Origin of the sequence: Lentzea sp. (assembly GCF_035525475.1) — a bacterium.
In the GTDB taxonomy this organism is placed as follows: Bacteria; Actinomycetota; Actinomycetes; order Mycobacteriales; family Pseudonocardiaceae; genus Lentzea.
This window is the reverse complement of record NZ_DATLEC010000251.1, coordinates 33,158-51,052: the sequence shown is the minus strand read 5'-3', so window position 1 is coordinate 51,052 and position 17,895 is coordinate 33,158. Positions and strand designations below refer to the sequence as shown.

General features: G+C 68.7%; 21 protein-coding genes and 1 pseudogene. 15 read left to right on the top strand and 7 right to left on the bottom strand.

Annotation, left to right across the window (positions count from 1 at the left end; translation table 11 throughout):
* Positions 1-13: 13 nt before the first annotated feature.
* The 9 genes and pseudogenes from VM306_RS38340 to VM306_RS38300 all read left to right on the top strand — a co-directional run bounded on the left by VM306_RS38340 (position 14) and on the right by VM306_RS38300 (position 6,222).
* The gene (locus VM306_RS38340; RefSeq protein WP_325523901.1) at positions 14-1,006 is read left to right on the top strand and encodes a pectate lyase family protein; all 993 of its coding nucleotides are present in this window, start codon (positions 14-16) and stop codon (positions 1,004-1,006) included.
* On the top strand, positions 1,003-1,989 hold the full coding sequence (locus tag VM306_RS38335; RefSeq protein WP_325523899.1) for a pectate lyase: 987 nt from the start codon (positions 1,003-1,005) through the stop codon (positions 1,987-1,989). Before VM306_RS38340 ends, VM306_RS38335 begins: the two co-directional genes overlap by 4 nt.
* Positions 1,990-2,137: 148 nt before the next feature.
* Positions 2,138-3,649, top strand: a complete 1,512-nt coding sequence (locus tag VM306_RS38330; RefSeq protein WP_325523897.1) for an MFS transporter — start codon at positions 2,138-2,140, stop codon at positions 3,647-3,649.
* The gene (locus VM306_RS38325) at positions 3,636-4,253 is read left to right on the top strand and encodes a class I SAM-dependent methyltransferase (RefSeq protein ID WP_325523895.1); all 618 of its coding nucleotides are present in this window, start codon (positions 3,636-3,638) and stop codon (positions 4,251-4,253) included. The genes VM306_RS38330 and VM306_RS38325 overlap by 14 nt, the downstream gene beginning before the upstream one ends.
* 47 nt (positions 4,254-4,300) lie before the next feature.
* On the top strand, positions 4,301-4,516 hold the full coding sequence (locus tag VM306_RS38320; RefSeq protein ID WP_325523893.1) for a DoxX family membrane protein: 216 nt from the start codon (positions 4,301-4,303) through the stop codon (positions 4,514-4,516).
* Between the two features lie 120 nt (positions 4,517-4,636).
* Positions 4,637-4,984: a hypothetical protein gene (locus VM306_RS38315; RefSeq protein ID WP_325523891.1), complete on the top strand. Its 348-nt coding sequence runs from the start codon at positions 4,637-4,639 to the stop codon at positions 4,982-4,984.
* 42 nt (positions 4,985-5,026) lie between these two features.
* Positions 5,027-5,164 carry a hypothetical protein gene (locus tag VM306_RS38310; protein ID WP_325523889.1) on the top strand — a complete coding sequence of 46 codons (138 nt, stop codon included), beginning with the start codon at positions 5,027-5,029 and terminating at the stop codon, positions 5,162-5,164.
* A gap of 16 nt (positions 5,165-5,180) precedes the next feature.
* Positions 5,181-5,456, top strand: a pseudogene (locus VM306_RS38305) (MgtC/SapB family protein); the annotation flags it as partial.
* Between the two features lie 169 nt (positions 5,457-5,625).
* Positions 5,626-6,222, top strand: coding sequence for a TetR/AcrR family transcriptional regulator (locus tag VM306_RS38300; RefSeq protein ID WP_325523887.1), 597 nt, complete (start codon positions 5,626-5,628; stop codon positions 6,220-6,222).
* Positions 6,223-6,292: 70 nt separating this feature from the next.
* On the opposite strand, the gene VM306_RS41500 is transcribed toward VM306_RS38300, so the two are convergent.
* The 3 genes from VM306_RS41500 to VM306_RS38290 all read right to left on the bottom strand — a co-directional run bounded on the left by VM306_RS41500 (position 6,293) and on the right by VM306_RS38290 (position 8,983).
* Positions 6,293-6,679 carry an NAD(P)H-binding protein gene (locus tag VM306_RS41500; protein ID WP_414672501.1) on the bottom strand — a complete coding sequence of 129 codons (387 nt, stop codon included), beginning with the start codon at positions 6,677-6,679 and terminating at the stop codon, positions 6,293-6,295.
* Positions 6,680-6,733: 54 nt separating this feature from the next.
* Entirely contained in the window at positions 6,734-7,828 is a 1,095-nt protein-coding gene (locus VM306_RS38295) for an alkene reductase (protein WP_325523885.1), read from the bottom strand.
* A 189-nt stretch (positions 7,829-8,017) separates the two neighbouring features.
* Positions 8,018-8,983: an NAD-dependent epimerase/dehydratase family protein gene (locus tag VM306_RS38290; protein ID WP_325523883.1), complete on the bottom strand. Its 966-nt coding sequence runs from the start codon at positions 8,981-8,983 to the stop codon at positions 8,018-8,020.
* Between the two features lie 70 nt (positions 8,984-9,053).
* Here VM306_RS38290 and VM306_RS38285 point away from each other — a divergent pair, with 70 nt between their 5' ends.
* Complete coding sequence (locus VM306_RS38285; RefSeq protein WP_325523881.1) at positions 9,054-10,007, top strand: GlxA family transcriptional regulator; 954 nt, start codon at positions 9,054-9,056, stop codon at positions 10,005-10,007.
* Between the two features lie 16 nt (positions 10,008-10,023).
* Here the strand turns inward: VM306_RS38285 and VM306_RS38280 are convergent, their stop codons facing one another.
* Both VM306_RS38280 and VM306_RS38275 read right to left on the bottom strand, forming a co-directional pair.
* Positions 10,024-10,938, bottom strand: a complete 915-nt coding sequence (locus VM306_RS38280; protein WP_325523880.1) for an NAD-dependent epimerase/dehydratase family protein — start codon at positions 10,936-10,938, stop codon at positions 10,024-10,026.
* 95 nt (positions 10,939-11,033) lie between these two features.
* The gene (locus VM306_RS38275) at positions 11,034-11,282 is read right to left on the bottom strand and encodes a hypothetical protein (protein ID WP_325523878.1); all 249 of its coding nucleotides are present in this window, start codon (positions 11,280-11,282) and stop codon (positions 11,034-11,036) included.
* Between the two features lie 693 nt (positions 11,283-11,975).
* On the opposite strand from VM306_RS38275, the gene VM306_RS38270 reads away from it, so the two are divergent.
* Positions 11,976-12,179 carry a cold-shock protein gene (locus VM306_RS38270; RefSeq protein WP_030475722.1) on the top strand — a complete coding sequence of 68 codons (204 nt, stop codon included), beginning with the start codon at positions 11,976-11,978 and terminating at the stop codon, positions 12,177-12,179.
* An 84-nt stretch (positions 12,180-12,263) separates the two neighbouring features.
* Here VM306_RS38270 and VM306_RS38265 read toward each other — a convergent pair whose 3' ends face one another.
* Complete coding sequence (locus tag VM306_RS38265; protein WP_325523875.1) at positions 12,264-12,674, bottom strand: MerR family transcriptional regulator; 411 nt, start codon at positions 12,672-12,674, stop codon at positions 12,264-12,266.
* Positions 12,675-13,756: 1,082 nt separating this feature from the next.
* Here VM306_RS38265 and VM306_RS38260 point away from each other — a divergent pair.
* The 4 genes from VM306_RS38260 (at position 13,757) to VM306_RS38245 (ending at position 16,558) form a co-directional block, all read left to right on the top strand.
* Positions 13,757-14,593 carry an alpha/beta hydrolase gene (locus VM306_RS38260; RefSeq protein ID WP_325523873.1) on the top strand — a complete coding sequence of 279 codons (837 nt, stop codon included), beginning with the start codon at positions 13,757-13,759 and terminating at the stop codon, positions 14,591-14,593.
* The gene (locus VM306_RS38255) at positions 14,586-15,182 is read left to right on the top strand and encodes a TetR/AcrR family transcriptional regulator (RefSeq protein WP_325523871.1); all 597 of its coding nucleotides are present in this window, start codon (positions 14,586-14,588) and stop codon (positions 15,180-15,182) included. Before VM306_RS38260 ends, VM306_RS38255 begins: the two co-directional genes overlap by 8 nt.
* A gap of 98 nt (positions 15,183-15,280) precedes the next feature.
* Positions 15,281-15,601, top strand: a complete 321-nt coding sequence (locus tag VM306_RS38250; protein WP_325523869.1) for a hypothetical protein — start codon at positions 15,281-15,283, stop codon at positions 15,599-15,601.
* A 246-nt stretch (positions 15,602-15,847) separates the two neighbouring features.
* The gene (locus VM306_RS38245; RefSeq protein WP_325523867.1) at positions 15,848-16,558 is read left to right on the top strand and encodes a maleylpyruvate isomerase family mycothiol-dependent enzyme; all 711 of its coding nucleotides are present in this window, start codon (positions 15,848-15,850) and stop codon (positions 16,556-16,558) included.
* Between the two features lie 382 nt (positions 16,559-16,940).
* On the opposite strand, the gene VM306_RS38240 is transcribed toward VM306_RS38245, so the two are convergent.
* Complete coding sequence (locus tag VM306_RS38240) at positions 16,941-17,879, bottom strand: LysR family transcriptional regulator (RefSeq protein ID WP_325523865.1); 939 nt, start codon at positions 17,877-17,879, stop codon at positions 16,941-16,943.
* Positions 17,880-17,895: the final 16 nt, after the last annotated feature.

Sequence of the window (17,895 nt, the reverse complement as noted above, 5' to 3'; positions counted from 1 at the left end):
GCGGAGGACCACCATGAGCCCCATCAACCGACGACGGCTGCTCGCGGGCGCGGCGCTGACCGCCTTCGCCACCACCGCGCCGCGCGCCGCGTGGGCCGGCCCGGCCGCCGACGCCGTGGCCGACGGCTTCGCGGGCGTGACCGCGCTGGGCCAGAACGGGACCACCGGCGGCGCGGGCGGCCAAGCCGTCACCGTGACGACCGCGGAGGCGCTGCGGGACTACGTCGGGCGCAAGGAGCCCTACGTCATCTCGGTGTCCGGCCGCATCGAGGTCGACGACATGCTGACCGTCGTCGCGAACAAGACGATCTTCGGGATCGGCTCCACCGCCGAGATCACCGGCGGCGGGCTGCAACTGGGCTCGACCACCCGCCCCGGCAACAACGTGATCATCCGCAACCTGCGCTTCACCGACGCCTCGGACGACTCCATCAGCGTCACCAACTCCGCGCACCACGTGTGGATCGACCACTGCGACCTGTCGCGCGGCTTCGACGGCCTGCTCGACATCAAGCGGCAGTCCGACTACGTCACGGTGTCGTGGAACCACTTCCACGACCACAGCAAGACCGCGCTGCTGGGCCACTCCGACACCTACACCGCCGACCGCGGCAAGCTGCGCGTCACCTACCACCACAACTTCTTCGACCGCACCGACCAGCGGCACCCGCGCGTGCGGTTCGGCGAGCCCGTCCACGTCTACAACAACTACTACCGAGGCAACTCCCTCTACGGCGTCGCGTCCACAGAGGACGCCGGGGTGCTGGTCGAGGCCAACTACTTCGAGAACGTCGCCCACCCGGTCCTGTCCGGCTACGACAAGAGCGGACCGGGGCGCGTCGTGGAGCGCGGCAACGTCTACGTCGGCTCCGGTACCCCGCAGACCCTCGGCACCGTCGTCGAACCCCGCACCTACTACGCCTACTCGCTCGACAACGCCGCCGACGTACCAGCGCTCGTCACCGCGGGCGCGGGCGTCGGCCGAGTCCAACGGAGGACTTCATGAGGAGGACAAGCGCTCTCGCGCTCGCCGCGGTGCTCGTCGGCGGTGCCACGTCGGTGGCCACCGCGTCCGCCGCCGAGACCGCGCCCATCGGGTTCGCCTCGGTGACGGCGCTCGGCCAGAGCGGGACCACCGGCGGCGCCGGGGGTCCGGAGGTCACGGTCTCCACGGCGGCCGACTTCACCGCCGCCATCAAGGCCGACGGACCGCGCGTGGTCCGCGTGCAGGGCATGATCACGTTGGCGGCGGGCATGTACGACGTCTCCTCGGACAAGACGGTCATCGGCGTCGGCGCGAGCTCCGGCATCACCGGCGGCGGCCTGAACATCGGCCTGCCGATCAGCTCGGTGACCACTCCCCCGGCGAACGCCGTGCACAACGTGATCATCCGAAACCTGGTGTTCCGCAACGCCAACGACGACTCGATCAACGTGCAGATGTTCTCCCACCACGTCTGGATCGACCACAACGACCTGTCCGCGGGCAAGGACGGCCTGATCGACATCAAGCGCGGGTCCAGCTACGTGACCGTGTCGTGGAACCACACCCACCACCACACCAAGAACATGCTGCTCGGCCACGACGACGGCAACGCCGCGCAGGACACCGGGTACCTCAAGGTGACCTACCACCACAACTTCTTCGACCGGACGCCGCAGCGCAACCCGCGCACCCGCTTCGGCAACCCGGTGCACGTGTTCAACAACTACTACGTCGCCAACAGCGACACGGGCGTCGCCTGCCAGAACAAGTCCGGCTGCTGGGTCGAGGGCAACTACTTCGAGAACGTCGAGGAGCCGATGACGAACAGCTACGCGGGCCCGAAGGGCAGCATCGTCGAGCGGGACAACGTCTACGTGAACAGCGGCAAACCGGTGGTGGGTGGCAGCGTGGAGGACCCGCGCGGTTACTACTCCTACACCCTGGACACGCCGTCGAACGTGAAAACGCTGGTGACCCAGGGTGCGGGTACCGGCAAGATCTGAGCCTGACGACGTGCGGGCGGCCCAGCCGGTCGGACCTGCGCTTCTCCTACCAAAGAATGATTCACAAGCGTCTGAAGTATGAGGTGTCACGGGCCGGGATCGGCCAGACTGGGCCCGTGCACCGCTATCCGCGCAAGGCCGACTGGTCGTGACCGTTCCTCCCGAAGTGCTGGTGGGCAGGCGCTGGCTCGTGCTGGCGATCTTGTGCGCCAGTCTGCTGCTGGTGTCGGTGGACGCGACCGTGCTGCACATGGCCTTGCCCGCGTTGGCGGAGGACCTGCGGCCCACCGCCACCAGCCAGCTGTGGATCATCGCGGTCTACTCGCTGGTCGCGGCACCCCTGCTGCTCGCCTTCGGCACGCTGGGCGATCGTTACGGCCGGCGCCGGGTTCTGGTGCTCGGATACGTGGTGTTCGGCCTGGCCTCACTCGCCTGCGCGTGGGCGCCCGACGTCGCGGTGCTGATCGCCGCGCGGGCCGTGCTCGGCGTCGGCGGCGCGATGATCATGCCGGCCACGCTGTCGCTGTTGCGCCAGGCGTTTCCCGACCGCGCCGAACGCCAGACGGCCATCGGCATCTGGAGTGGGGTGGCCGGCTCGGGGGCGGTGCTCGGGCCGCTGCTCGGCGGCTTCCTGGTGGAGACGTTCTCCTGGCACGCCGCGTTCCTGATCAACGTGCCGGTGATGGTCGTGGCGATTCCGTTGACCTACTGGCTGATCCCGGAGTCCGCTGACCCGCCGGACGGGCCGTGGGACGCGCTCAGCGCGGTGTTGGCCGGGCTGGGCATCATCGGTGTTGCCTTCGCGATCAAGCAGACCTCGCACGGCGGACCGATGTACGTGCTCGGCCCGGTCGCCGGGCTGCTCGGGTGCCTGTTGCTCGTGGCATTCGTCCGGAGGCAACGAAAACTGCCTGTTCCGCTGCTCGACGTGACGCTGTTCCGTGACCGCGCGTTCAGCGTCGCGGTCAGCAGCGTCCTGCTGGTCCTGACCTCGTTGGTCGGCCTGGGCCTGTTGTTCGCCCAGTACCTCCAGCTCGTGCTCGCACTGCAACCCATGCCCGCCGCGTTGCGACTGATGTTCGTCATGGTCTCGGCGGTCGTCGGCAGCATCGTCGCCGGGCCGTTGTTGCAGCGCTTCGGGAATCGCCGGATGACGGTCGCCGGGTTCGCCGTCAGCGCGGTGGCCTTGGCGGCCGCCGCCGCAGGTCTGACGGTGACCGAGAACCTGTGGCTGCTCGGGCCGGTGCTGGCGGCGACCGGGTTCGGCGTCTCGATCTCGCTCACCGCCGCCTCCGACGCCTTGCTCGCCGCCGCACCGGCCGAGCAGGCGGGCGCGGCGGGCGCTGTCGAGGAGACCGCCTACGAGCTCGGTGCCGGGCTCGGTGTCACGGTCCTGGGCAGCATCGCCACCCTGGTCTACTCTGCCAGCCTTCCCGGCGCGGCGGCACAAGCGCGCGACGGCCTGACCGAGGCGACGGCCGCTGCCGCCGGACTCCCGCCCGAAGCGGGCTCCCAGCTGCTCGAACTGGCCCGTGCCGCGTTCGTGACCGGCCTGCGGGCCGCGCTGGTGGTCGGCGTCGTCCTGTTCGTCCTCGCCACGATCGCCGCGGCACGTGCCCTGCCCAAACCGAAGGAATCACACCACGATGACCGAGCTTGACCTCAAGACCAGCACGACAGCGCCGGCCCAGCCGGGTGTCAGCGGCGGCTGGCGCACACCCGACCGCCTGTACCGGTTGATCAGCAGCCCGGTCCTGCGCATGATCCTCGGGTGGGACCTGCCCCGCTACGACCTGCGGGTGATCAAGCGCCGCTCCGGCACGGTGTGCATGGAAGTCGGTAGCGGAGGCGGCTTCTACACAACGGCACTGAAAGCCCACCTGGGCCTTGAGAGCACTTTGATCGCCCTCGACCCGTCACCGTCGGCCATGCGATCACTGCAGCACCGGCTGAACGGCGTGCCCGGTGCGCGAATGTCCTATGTGGCCGGTGACGGCTGCAAGCTCCCCCTGGCCGACGACCAGGCCGACACCCTGTTCTACGGCTACAGCCTCGAGGAGATGCCCGACCCGCTGGCGGCCATTCGCGAAGCACACCGGGTGCTTCGACCAGGCGGAGAACTCGTGCTGTTCCTCTGGCGGCCCGTGTTCACCCGGCATCGCCGCCGCCCGGTCGTCGCACTGCTGGACGATCTCTTCGAACGCCATCGCGCCTCGGCCGGCCCGCAGAACATCCGGCTGGTCTACCGAAAGCCCGCTGTGTGACAGCGTTCAGGCCACCGCACTGGCGTTGGAGAAGCGCACCCTGCTCCATGCCGACGACCGAGGCGCCGGAGTTCTTCGGCGGGCTGTCGGCCGTGACCGAGACGGTCTGCGGAGCTTTGCTGCTGGCACGCCTGCTCACTCGTCTGGCCGCGCTGCCGATGCTGGTCAACGTGGCGCTGGCGCTGGCGCCTCCGCCCGCATCCGTTCCATGGCGAATTCCCTTGCCGTGGGCGAAGTCGGCGTGCGGAGGTCGACGATCATGACCACGACAGGTCCGGCGGCGGGCGGGCTCCGGCGCGATGGGCAACGCGCTGCTGGACCGGCTGGTGAGCGGGTCTGTCGTTTCACCTCTGTCCTGATCGGAGCGCGTTAGGGTGGCCCGCATGGGCGTCTCCCTCTACTACACGGCTCGCCGCGCGACTCCGCTGACCGAAGCCGAGCTCACGGCGGTCGGCCAGGTCGTCGACACCTACAACGCGAACGCGCCGTTCTCCCTGGAAGAGGAGGGGCTGTACCTCTACGACCGGCTGGAGCCGGGAACGGTGCTCGACGGGTCGACCAAGCTGCCCGCCGCGGATGACCGGGCGGTCCCGTCGCTGGTGCACTGGCTGGCTGCGGTCACCGCGCTGCGCAGCGCGGTGCCGCACGCGGACTGGACGTTCACCCTCGACGACTACGAGATCGACTGGGACGACCACACCGGCTACCACCTGCCTGGCCTCGCCGACTGATCCGCGAGGCCGGTTCGGTGGCCGTCCGGCGCCGGCCCGGCGTTGAAGGACCTGGCCACGAGCGCGGACCTCCAGCTGTACGAGACCGAGCTGCCCTGGCCCACCGCCGCCGTGCGATGGGCACGGGTGGGCACGGGTGGGCAGTTGACGGACGCCATGGCGGAACTGCCCCTGGCCTGACATGAGCCGTGGTCCCCGGAAGACTTCCGGGGACCTGCGGACCAACGCGCTCGTCGCGGCGGGCGCGACCCTGTTCGTGCTGCTGTCGGCGCACGGCTTCACCGGCGACATCGCGGACCCCACGAGGGTCGCCGCTCAGATCGTGTCCGGTATCGGCTTCCTCGGCGGCGGGGTCGTCCTCCGCGAAGGCCTCACCGTGCGTGGCCTGAACACCGCCGCCACTCTCTGGTGTTCCGCCGCCGCCGGGGCGCTGGCGGGCGCCGGTCTCTACCTCGAAGCCGCCGCGGGAACCATCGGTCACCAGCGTGCGGTGGCGAGTGCACACGCCGAACGAACGCCACGACGACGAGGACAGCTGAGCGGCGACGTGCTCGATCTCGCATCGCCGCCCTGTGCCCCGGAGTGCTCGATGCCCGTTCCCGTTGTTTGGGTCGCGCAACCCATTCGACTAGGCTGGCGACGTGACGTTGACCCGCAAAGGCCAGGCGACCAGGGAACGCATCCTCGAAGCGGCGACCGCGCTCATCGCCCAGAACGGCGTGGCCGGCACCAGCACGGAGGACGTGCGCAAAGCGGCCGGCATCAGCGGCTCGCAGCTCTACCACTACTTCGACAGCAAACAGGCCCTGATCAGAGCTGTCATCACACGCCAGGCCGAAGCGCCCCCCATCCCCGGCCAGCCGCTGATGGGAGCACTCGACAGCTTCGACGCCCTGCGCGCCTGGGCCGATGCCGCCATCGAGAGCCAGGAGCACAACAACGGCCGCGGCGACTGCACCCTGGCCACCCTGGCAGGCGAGCTCAACCCCGCCGACGACCAGACCCGCGAAGACCTCTGCAACGTCTTCCAACGCTGGCAAGCCCTGCTCCACGACGGTCTCGAGGCCATGCGCGAACGAGGCGAACTGCGCTCGACGGCAGACCTCGACGAGCTCGCCCTCGCCCTGCTCACCGCACTGCAGGGCGGCACCCTGCTCAGTCAGACCCTCCGCACCACCCAGCCCATGCGCGCCGCGATGAACGCCGCCCTCGCCTACATCCAGACCTTCGCCACCTGACCTCACCTTCACAAGTCCGTCAGCTGTGGTGCGCCGCCCGGCGACCAAACGTGTCGACGGAGCCAATCCATCAGCAGCGGAACCGGCGAGCCGTCGATCCGGGGTCAGCGTGATGGCCCACCGATCTCACCGAGGAGGTCGAGGTGCCGCGGTTTCCAGCCGAGCACGCGACGTGCCTTGTCGCTCGACGACTGGCTGTTCGAGGCCCAGCACTCCCCCCACGAACGGGAAACCGATGGCCGCCTCCAGTTCTAACCCCGTCGACTCCCTTGACCACGTCCGCGAGCCTGTCGGTGTCGCTGATCTCACCGCGAACGGACTCGGCGCCCTGCTCCCCGAGCTTGTCGGCTGAGGCATCAGAGCGGGCGAGTCCCACGACGTCGTGTCCGGCCCGCAGCGACTTCTCGGCGATGACACTGCCGATGTAGTCAGTGGCACCGGTCAGGAAGACCTTCATGCCACCATCCCTTCGCGTATCGCCGGAGTAGCTTTTGGACGGTGGGTGAGGTCGCTAGCCCGGCACGCCGGCTTCGTCGTTGAGCGCAAGCGGCGGGTAGTCGATGTAGCCCTCGTCGCCGCCGCCGAAGAAGGTGCGGCGGTCGCCATCCGCGAGCGGGGCGCCGGTGGCGAGCCGGTGCGGCAGGTCGGGGTTGGCGATGAAGTGAGCGCCGAAAGCGAGCAGGTCGGTGGTGCCGTCCTCGATGAGCTGCAGCTCGCCGGGGCCTGTCGGAGTGGAACCCGTGTCGGGGTTGAGGATGAGCGTGGTCGGCCACGCCGCGCGGAAGCGCTTGGTCAGGTCGCGGCCGGCTCGCTCGGCCAGGTGCAGGTAGGCGAGGTCGAGAACTCCAAGCTCCCGCAGCAGCGGCAGGAACGTGGTGTCGTGGTCGGGGTCGTCGTTGATGTCGTTCACGACGGTGCCGGGTGAGATGCGGATTCCGACCCTGTCTGCGCCGATGGCCTCGCTCGCCGCCCTGGCCACCTCGACGGCGAACCGGATCCTGCCCTCCACCGAGCCACCCCACCGGTCGTCACGCCGGTTCGTGTGCGTCGAGAGGAACTGGTTGATGAGGTAGCCGTTCGCACCGTGCAGCTCGACGCCGTCGAAACCGGCCGCGACGGCGTTGCGCGCGGCCGAGGCGTAGTCCTCGATGGTGGCGAGGATGTCGTCCTCGGTGAGCTCCTTCGGTACGACGAAGTCCTGCATTCCGGTGTGGGTGAACAGCTGTCCCCCGGCCCGCACGGGCGACGGCGCGACGGGGACCAGGCCGTCGGGCAGCAGGTCCGGGTGTCCGATGCGGCCGGAGTGCATGAGCTGCGCGAAGATCACGCCGCCCTCGGCGTGCACGGCGTCGGTGACGGTTCGCCAGGCGTCGACCTGCTCGGGCGAGTGCAGGCCGGGGGTGTCGGTGTAGCCCTGCCCCTGCACGGACGGCTGGGTGCCCTCGGTGATGATGAGGCCGGCTCCGGCGCGCTGCGCGTAGTAGGTGGCCATCGACCGGGTCGGCGTCCCACCGGGGGCACGGCTCCTGGTCATGGGAGCCATGACGATGCGGTTCTTCAGCGTCTTCCCGGCGAGCTGATACGGCTCAAAAGCCTTGGCGGGCATTGTGGTTCCTTTGATCGATCTGGTTTCGGGGATGGTTGTTCCCGGCGCCGGAGACGGTGAGCAGTGCCCTGGTCCGCGGGATCGGCGGCGACGAGTGATCGTCACGCACTCCGCCGTTTTTTGGGTCGATCAACCCATTAATACCGGACGAATATGGGTTGCGCAACCCATTCATGGGTGCGCGAGCGTCTAGGTCGTGATGCGGCCGACGAGCCGGTCGACGAAGTTCCCGGTCGACGTAACGGCTCCGGCGAGGGTCTCCCGCAGGACCGCGTCCAGCGGTGTCGGCCGCACACCGAGGACGGACTCGGTCTGGCTGGAGTCGATGACGTGCGGGTTCTCGTTGCTGTACAACAACTCGACGAGCTCTCCGAACAGCGGCTGCTGTCGTGCCAGGGTGAGCAGCTCGTCGCGGTCGATGCGGCGCAGCTCGGGCGCGGGCATCCCGGCCAGCTCGGCCACCCGCTCGGCCAGCGCGCGCACCGGCAGGGACGACGTGACCGGCACGTGCCAGGCCCGGCCCCACGCGCGGTCGTCCAGGCTCGCGGCCACGAGCGTGCGGGCGATGTCCTCCGTGTAGCTCCAGCTGTGCGGTACGTCGAGGTCACCCGGATAGGACGCGACCTCGCCCGCCAGTGCGGGACCGAGCACGAACACGGCGAAGGCGCCTGCCAGGCCCGGCCCGAGGAACCCGCTGGCGCGCACCTCGGTGACCCGCGCACGGCCCGCTTCGTGCGAGGCCAGCGCGTCGAGCCACATCCGTGCCCGGACACGGCCTTTGACCGTGGTGGCGGCCATCGGCAGGTCCTCGGTCATCGGCCCGTCGACGGGGCCGTACCCGTAGGTGTTGCCCAGCATCACGTAGCCGGCCCCGGTCCGTTCCACGGCGGTCAGCAGAGCCTGCGCCATCGGCGGCACGTCGACGGCCCAGCGGTCGTACGCGGGGATGGCGCAGTTGACCACGACGCGCGCCCCGTCGACGAGCTCGGTGAGCCGGTCGGTGTCGGTGATGTCGGCGGCGACGCGCTCGACGAGCGGATGCTCGGCACCGCGTCCGCTGCGGGTGATCTGGCGGACTCGCTCGCCGCTCTCCGCGAACTGACGTGCGGTGGGGAGGCCGGCCGCGCCGGCCCCGGTGACAACCACGAATGACATGCCCCCACCCTGCCGAGCCGCGCGGGGTTACAGTAGTGGCTGGAACGCCACATATCCGGAGGTTCGGGCCATGCACAGCATCGTCGTCGTCGCGGTGCCCCCGGTCACCGCCTTCGACCTGTCCATTCCGGAGCTGATCTTCACCCCGGTCGAGGCCGACGGGCGGCCTGCGTACGACATCCGGGTCTGCACGGCGGAGCCCGGGGTCCTGCGCTCCGGCGGCGCGTTCGACGTGTCCGTCCACAGGGGACTGGAGGCCGTGGCGGAAGCCGACACGGTGATGGTGACCGGTGGAGCCGGTCGCGAGGACGTCCCGCCGGCCGTCCTGACCGCACTGCGCGAGGCGGCCGCGGCCGGCAAGCGCATCGCGTCGATCTGCACCGGCGCCTTCGTGCTGGCCGAGGCGGGCCTGCTGGAAGGCAGGCGCGCGACCACGTACTGGGCCAAGTCCGACGTGTTCCGGCGCCGCTACCCCGCCGTGCGGCTCGAACCGGACGTCCTGTTCGTGGAGGACGGTCCGGTTCTCACCTCGGCCGGGCTGGCCGCCGGCATCGACCTGTGCCTGCACATGATCCGGTCCGACCACGGCGCGGCGGCGGCCAACGAGGTGGCCCGGCTGGCCGTCGTGGCTCCCGTGCGCCCCGGTGGCCAGGCACAGTTCATCGAGACTCCGCTGCCCGCCGAGACCGGCGTCTCACTCGCTGAAACCCGAGCCTGGGCCCTGCAGCGGCTCGACCAGCAGCTCACGCTCACCGACCTGGCCCGGCACGCCAGCAACAGCGTCCGGACGCTGACCCGCCGGTTCCGCGACGAGACGGGGCTGAGCCCGCTGCAATGGTTGCTGCACCAGCGAATCATCCGAGCCAGGGAACTGCTGGAGTCCACCGATCTACCGATGGACGTCGTCGCCGCGCGCAGCGGGCTGGGCAGCGCGGACTCGTTGCGCCAGCACCTGGTCCGGCGGGTCGGGCTGACCCCGACGGCCTACCGCCGTTCCTTCACCCGCCTGTCAGAACACCGGTAGCCGTCGTTCGGCGAGTTCAGCTCGTGGGCCGGCCCAGTTCGTCGAGGACGTCGAGGTGCCGCGGTGCCCATCCGAGCACGCGACGCGCCTTCTCCCCCGAGATCTGGCTGTTGATGGACCAGTAGTCCGCGAGCGGCGGTGCGCCGAGAGCTTCGGCGAGCTCGTCCCTGTCCAGCGCGACGGTCTTGCCTCCGAGCCCTGCGCCACGACTGATCGCGGCGGCGACGTCCTGGGTGCGAAGCCCACCGCGGGAGGCAGCGTGGAACAACTCGCCGCCAGGCGCTTTCTCCACGGCCAGAACGTAGAGGTCCGCCAGGTCGTCGACGTGGACCAGCGACCACAGGTTGTCGGCCGCCTCCGCCGGGTAGGGAACGGCACCCAGCTTCCGACCCGCCGCTCCGATCAGCCACAGGACCGAGCGGCCGCCACCACGCCCGAAGACGTTCGGTGGCCGCAGCGCGATGCCACGCGGACCAGTCGCACCGGTCACGGCCTTCTCTGTCTCAAAGCGCAGCTGAAGTGCTTGTACGGTGGGAGATTCCGATGTGGCGATGGGTGTTTCCTCGTCGTAGACGAGGGAGCCGGTGTCTCCCAGGCCTCCCGTGCCGCTGGTGTAGACGAGTGGCTTGTCACTGCCCCGCAGTGCGGTGATCAAGGCGTGGACGGCCTTCGCTTCCTCAGCTGTGGCCGTCGCGAAGTCGGCGCCGAGGTCGAAGGCGTTCTGGATGACTCCGTCGGCGGCCTGAGCCGCGCCGGTCAGGAGCTGGGTGTCACGGAGGCTTCCGCGCAGGGGCTCGGCGCCGAGATCCTGAAGGGCTCGAGCGGAGGCATCGGTGCGGGCGAGTCCCACGACCTGGTGTCCGGCTTGCAGCAACTTCTCGGTGATGACACTGCCGATGTAACCGGTGGCACCGGTCATGAAGATCTTCATGAGCTTTCCTCGTCGTGGTTGGTTGAGCAGGCGGGGCTCGTCGTGTTCGTCCGGCCTGTCCGATGGCCGGAGCGCACATGCGCCCGAAGCAACGGTCAGGCCCAGAAGGCCTTGACCTCTGCCGCGGTTCTTCGGCCCTGGTCGTACCCGGCTCGTGCGCAGATCGCGCGGGAGTCCGGGGCGAGGAGGTTCCGCAGCCCGGCCTGGGAAGCCTCGTCGGGCGTGATGGTGAACAGCGGCGCGGAAACCGGTTCCACGTCACCGGTCTCCGGAAATCCGATCACGTCGAGGACCAGCACCTTGCCGCAGTCCTTGGCGACGTCGGCATTGGTCCCGCTGCGCATGCCGCCGTCGAAGAGACGGCGGCCGTGATGGCGAGGCGTCGCGCGGGCCACTCGTGATCCGGGAGCCGGGCCTCGATGAGTGCGCGACGCTCCGAAACCGGAACGCGGTCCTGCGCCAGCGACATGGCGCCGATGCGCCGGCGGATGGCCTGCGGGTCGTCTCCACTGCGCAGGATCTCGCGGACCTCAGCCAGCAGCGAGCCAGTCCCGCGGGGATCCCGGTCTCCCAGGCGATACCCGCGGCACCGCCACCACCGAGCACGAGGGCTTTCGCGTCCTTGTCCGTCATCGCTCTCCCATCCGCGCATCGGCGCTCACATCCGAGCCACCCATCCAGCCGGGATTTTTGGGTTTGCCAACCCATTCCTATCCGACTTTTCTGGGTTGTGCAACCCAGTGCGCGCGTACTGGTGCAGGATCAGCCGGTGTCGTTGTCGCGAAACGTCCTGGTGAGCACCGGTTCGTTCGATCGTGCAGCAGGCAGGTGGTGGAGGCGGCCACCAGGGTGAGCACGGCGGCTCGCGAGGTGAGGCCCCGTTGGTGTACAGTGGTGTCATCAGTCATGGTTCCGAAGTACCGGTCGCCCGTGATCACAGGTCACGGGCGTTTTGCTGTTCAACGTCTCCGTGAGCCATGACTGATCACATCCGGCTCCCGCGCGGTGCGGGTGCCACCTCATGCTTGGAGAAAGACATGGCCACCGGAACCGTCAAGTGGTTCAACGCCGAAAAGGGCTTCGGCTTCATCGAACAGGACGGGGGCGGCGCAGACGTCTTCGCCCACTACTCGAACATCGCCGCCCAGGGCTTCCGTGAGCTCCAGGAAGGCCAGAAGGTCTCCTTCGACATCACGCAGGGCCAGAAGGGCCCGCAGGCGGAGAACATCGTCCCCGCCTAGTCCTGTCGCCGCTGCTGACTCAGCAGCGGCACGCGCGGACCACACCAGAGCCCGGCCGGATGACCCATCTGGCCGGGCTTTGGCCTATGTGGACGTTCCACCGCGGGCATCCGCGGGACGCACGCTTCGCAGCGGTGGGTACGGCTCGTCGGGTGTGCGTGGGACCGGCGTCTGGGTGTTGTGACTTCTGGCTTCGTCGAGCTGGTCTTCCAGGGTGACGATGCGGCAGGCGGCATCCAGGCCGATGCCCTCGTCGAGCAGGGTGCGCACGCGGGCGGCCAGGCGCAGTTGGTAGCGGGAGTACCGGCGATGCCCGCCGGCGGAGCGCTGGGGCTCGATCAGCTTCTGCTCGTCGAGACTGCGCAGGAAAGCCGCTGTGGTGCCGAGCATGTCCGCGGCCCGGCCCATGGTGTAGGCGGGGTAGTGGTCGTCGTCGAGGTTCTCGACCGCGGTCCGCGGTCCGGCGAGTTCCGGTCGGGATGTCCCTGATGTCATCGCGCCTCCACATCACGAGGGGCCCCGATGCATAGCAGCACCAGGGCCCCAAGGGTGTATGGGTTTCACTTCCATCAATCGACCGTGAGGTCGTCTCACCTTTTCCGCGTGATCCGCACCAGAGGCGGGAACTGCGGGGATCGTTGCTTGTGCTTAACCGAAGACCACCCGCCAATCTCGATGGAACCGCGGTACCCACCCGGCGAACCTCAGCCGGAGATGGGCGATCCGATGGTGTGCAACCCTTCCCTTCTCCTCTGCTACCTGACTTCTGTTCCTCGCATGACCGTCGGCACCGGACCTCGTGCTCATGCCGGTTGAACTTCGCCGACCGGTTTCGGTGTCCGCCGGAGCCCGTTCTGCTGATCGGCTCCGGCATACGACCGTCGTGCACTTGCTTCCGTACTGCGTCTTGCACTTGCTGCTTCATGTGACTGTCAGCGCCGGGTCGTTGCGTACTGCGGTCGTGCTCCCGGCCTTGCCGACTGTCCTGCATGACTCACGGGTAGTTCGTTATCTCCCGCGTCGGTATGACGTTCTCTCTCTCGCGACCTGAGGAACAGTACACACAGCCAGAGGCGAATGTCTACCTCAGCCACTACAGGTTTACTCGATCTGACGACATAGGCCTGCTGGCCTGCCTGTCCATGTCGCCCGCATGCACGTCGCAGCCACATCCGCAGAAGGCGTCGGCCACCACGGTTTCGATGAGCACGTGGCAGCTGCGGTCGACTTCATGGGCAGCCACGATGCGTCGACATCCTCGCGGCTCACGAAGCGCGCATCGACGAACGCAGTGCACGGGCGGCGTTGATCGCGTCGGCGCCGTGCCGGCAGACCCGTGGTCAGCGCTTCGAAGCCGACTTCGTCAGCGATTTCCGTATCAGCCGCGATGACGGTGGCCGGAACGAGGCCCGCCCTGGACACGGGCGCTCGCCCTGAGAGGCACTGGACGCACGGCGGCCCCGCGCCCTCGATCATCTCAGGATCATCCCGACCCGGCGTGCGCACGACAGTTGACACGGCTGGCTAATGGCATTAGCTTATAACTAATGGCATTAGCCTTTGTTTCGGAGGACGGCATGACCGAGTACCTGAACATCGCCGGCAACACCATCGCCTACGACGTGAGCGGACAGGGGCCGCTCGTCGTCCTGGCCCACGGCATCGGCGACAGCCGCCACTCCTACCGCTTCCTCGCCCCGGCTCTGGCCGCGAAGGGCTACCGCGTCGCGAACGTCGACATCCGCGGATGCGGTGACTCCAGCGCGGACTGGGACGACTACAGCCGCACCGCCATCGCGGGTGACCTGGTCGCCGTCGCCCGCCACCTCGGCGGTCCGGCCGTGATCATCGGCCAGTCGATCAGCGGCGGCGCCGCGACCATCGCCGCTGCCACCGCACCCGACGTGGTCACCGGCGTCATCGAGCTCGCGCCGTTCACCCGCGCGCAGTCCCTCGACCTCGGAGGCCTGTTGCGCGTCAAGCGTTTCCGTGCGGGCTACACGCAGCTCGCGAAGGTCATGTTCGGGGGAAGCCTGGAGAGCTGGAAGAAGTACCTCGACCTGGCAATGCCGACCAAGCCCGCCGACTGGGACGCCGAACTCGGACGCATCGACTCCAAGCTGCGTGAACCCGGCCGGATGAAGGTCCTGCAGGCCATGTGCAAGACCAGCCCGGCGGACGCCGGTGTGCAGCTGGCCAACGTCACCTGTCCGGTCCTGGTCATCGAGGGCAGCGCCGATCCCGACTGGGCCGACCCCCGCGCCGAGGGCGAGAAGATCATCGCCGACCTGCCCCGAGGACGCGGTGAACTGGCGGTCATCGAGGGAGCCGGGCACTACCCGCACGCGCAGACACCCGACGAGGTCCTCGCGCTCTCCTTGCCGTTCCTGACCAAGACACTGGCCCATGTCTAGAGGGCGACTGGCTGCCTCGTCGGTGACGGAGGCTGCCGCGGTGCTGGTCGACGAGATCGGCTTCGAACGTTTGACCATGGGCCTGCTGGCCCAGCGCCTCCAGGTCAAGACCCCCTCGCTCTACAAACACGTCACCAGCCAGGCCGACCTCGCTCACCGGATCGCCGTCCTGGCCGCGACCGAACTCGGCGACACCCTCCGCGACGCGACGCAAGGCGTGGCCGGTGGCGATGCCCTCGCCGCCGCGGCACGAGCTCTGCGGACGTACGTGAGAGAGCATCCCGGCCGCTACGCGGCGGTCAGCGGCGCACGCCCGGACGGATCCGACGACCCGCTCATCCCCGCCAGGAGCCGGCTGCTCAGCTCCTTCACGGCAGTGCTGCGCGGGTACCGACTGGACCCCCGACAGGAGATTCACGCACTGCGGATGTTGCGCAGCGTGATGCCGGGGATCGCGATGGCGGAAGCGGCAGGCGGGTTCCAGATCGACGTGGACGTCGACGACAGTGTCACCTGGATGATCACCTTCATCGACAACGGCCTGCGTGCCATCACCTCCCCTTCTGGCATGCGGTGCCCCGCACACTGAACGGACGACAGGCGGCCATTGCTGTGAACGACAAGAAGCAACCAGGACACGACCTCCTCAGCGCGGGTCCGCGGTTTCTCACCGAAGTGGTCGCATGGGTGGTGGTTCCCCTGGCTCTGTGGCCGCACTCGGCACTCCTGGCAATCGGCGCCGTCGTCCTGCTGATCGGGCTGCCGGCGGTCTTCAGCACACCAGGCGACAGGCCCAGCGGCGTCGCACCCGTCCCGGTACCAGGCTTCGTCACGATCCTGCTGGTGCTGATCCAGCTCGCGGCGGCGGCAGCGGCGGCATGGGCGCTGGGGCCGAGATGGTTCGCACTCGGAGTGACCGCGCTCTGCTTGATGGTGACGATCACCGAACAACCACGGTGGCGGTGGCTGATGAACGCATCAGGCGGAATTCACGCCCGAACACGATGAACAACCCGCGCCGTCGGCAAGTCCCGCGCGATCTGCGGCAACACCGGAGGTCGTGCGAAGTGCGGCCGCCGGGACCAGTCGCGTGTGGACCGATCAAAGCCCGGCACCCGTCCGGCTGATCGCATCCCTCCGGAGCGGCCGGCCCTCACGGTTCCCAGAGCAATCCGCTGTGCGAGAAGCAAGAACGAGTTCCGGGCGAGTGACACTCGCTGGTTCAACGAACATTCCATCGGAGACAAGGAAACCATGATCAACTATGCGTCCGCACTTCGGGCTCATACGTTCGCGCTCCGTGAAGCCGTGACAGACATCGGCCCTGCGATGCCGGTAACGACCTGTCCGGGTTGGACGGTTCACGAACTCACCGAGCACATCGCTCTCGGACATGGCATGGCCCTGGCCGGTCTGCGAGGTGACGCCGAGATCCGCTGGCCGCCGTCACCGTGGAACGACCTCCTGATCTGGTGGAACGCTCAATCGGAAGCACTGATCGAGCACATCGCCGCCGACGACCCTGAGCGCACGTGCACGACGCTACCCGGCGCCCCGCAGACCGTCGGCTTCTGGCAACGGCGTATTGCTCACGAGACCGCGATGCATCACTTCGACGCAGTGGTCGCGGCCCACCGGGTGATCGATGGCCTCTGGGACGCCGAGTTCGCCGAGGACGGAATCGACGAGATGCTCACGGTCCTGGTCACGTCCCTGCGTCCCCCCGAGCAGCGGACTCCGGTGTTGCTCGCTGTGCGCGACACGATGATTCGCTGGTCTGGCGATGACATCGAGCTGGAGACTCGATCCGACCAGCAGCCAGACGCCACGCTCGACGGCAGCGCGGATGCGATCTACCGCGCGTTGTGGGGGCGTCCTTCGGATGCGGTGTGGACTGGAGACACGAATCTGTTCACGCAGATCACCGTCGGCCCGGTGTCGGGCGCCGCCCTGCCGGCACGGTGACATGCGATGTCGTCGCGCGGTCCGAGCGCGTGACCACATCTCCACAGAGCGAGCAGCGATGAAATCGCCTGCCCCAGGCCACATGAAGCCTGGATCCCGTCGGGTACGCGACGTGCCCGATGGACCGTGCGGTGGAAGGCCGACGCCTTCGCCATCCGCCTCGGCGGTGTTCTCGGTGTCGACCAAGGCTCGGCAGGCCGAGGCAACCGGAGGGTTGCGTCCGGCGTTCCTCCCACTGCTCAACGGCCTTGTCGTACTGCGTGCCGACACGGATCCGGCTGGAGATCTTCTCGGAGAACACCCGTTCGTGCCGCGCGGAAGACCTCATGGCCATCATTCCTCCAGTGGAGTGCGGATGGCATGCAGGTTCCGTCCCGACGCGTCATCCCGGCTGGGCAACGACGTGCGCCGTCGGCCAAGCCCCGCTTCCGACCAATCGGCGCATCACCCGGACCACTTCGACGGCCACGACTTCGACGGCGGGTGACACCCGGATTCCTCGCTGCAGGGCGAGCACGATGGTGCGGGAGACCTCGGGACCGGTGAGACGACCGCCGGCGAGTCGTCCGGTTGCCACGTCCTCGGCGATGCTCGCGGCCGGTAGGACGCTCCACACGCCGGTGGTGGCGACCAGCTTCTTCTGCACGAGCATCGAGTTGGTCTGGCACGTGATCGTGGGCTCGACACCGGCGGTGTGGAGTGCTTGGTCGATGAGGGTGCGCAGGCCGTGCCCCTCAACGGGAAGGACGAGCCGCTGCCGCCCGAGGGAGCCCCAAGGCACGGCGCCGTCGTCGGCGACGACCGTGCCGGGTGGCGCGACCGCCCACAGCGACTCCCGCAACACGGGCGTTGTGGAGATCGACGGCGGCGACGCCAGGTCGTACAGCAGGCTCATGTCGGCCACACCGTCGAGCAGCCACTGCTGCAGGTGGCCGGAGAACGCGCTCAGCACGCGCAGATCTATGCCGGGGTGCTGACGTCCCACTGATTCCAGCAACGGTCCGGCGAGGAGCTCGGCGGCGCTCTCGAGCAGGCCCAGCGTCACGATCCCCTGGACGTGCTGCCGGTCCGGCCGGATCTCGGCCCTGGCCCGTTCCAGTTCGAGCAGAGCGCGTCGTGCCCGTTCGACCAGGATCTCCCCCGCCGGAGTGAGCGTCATGCCCTGCGGGGTGCGCTCGAACAACAGAACACCGACCTCGTCCTCCAGTGCGCGGATGTACCGGCTGACCGCGGGCTGGACCACGCGGAGCAGGCGGGCCGCCTTGGTGACGCTGCCGGTCTCGCTCACCGTCACCAGCGCCGTCAGGTGTTTCAGGTCCATCCGCGCTCCCGGTGTG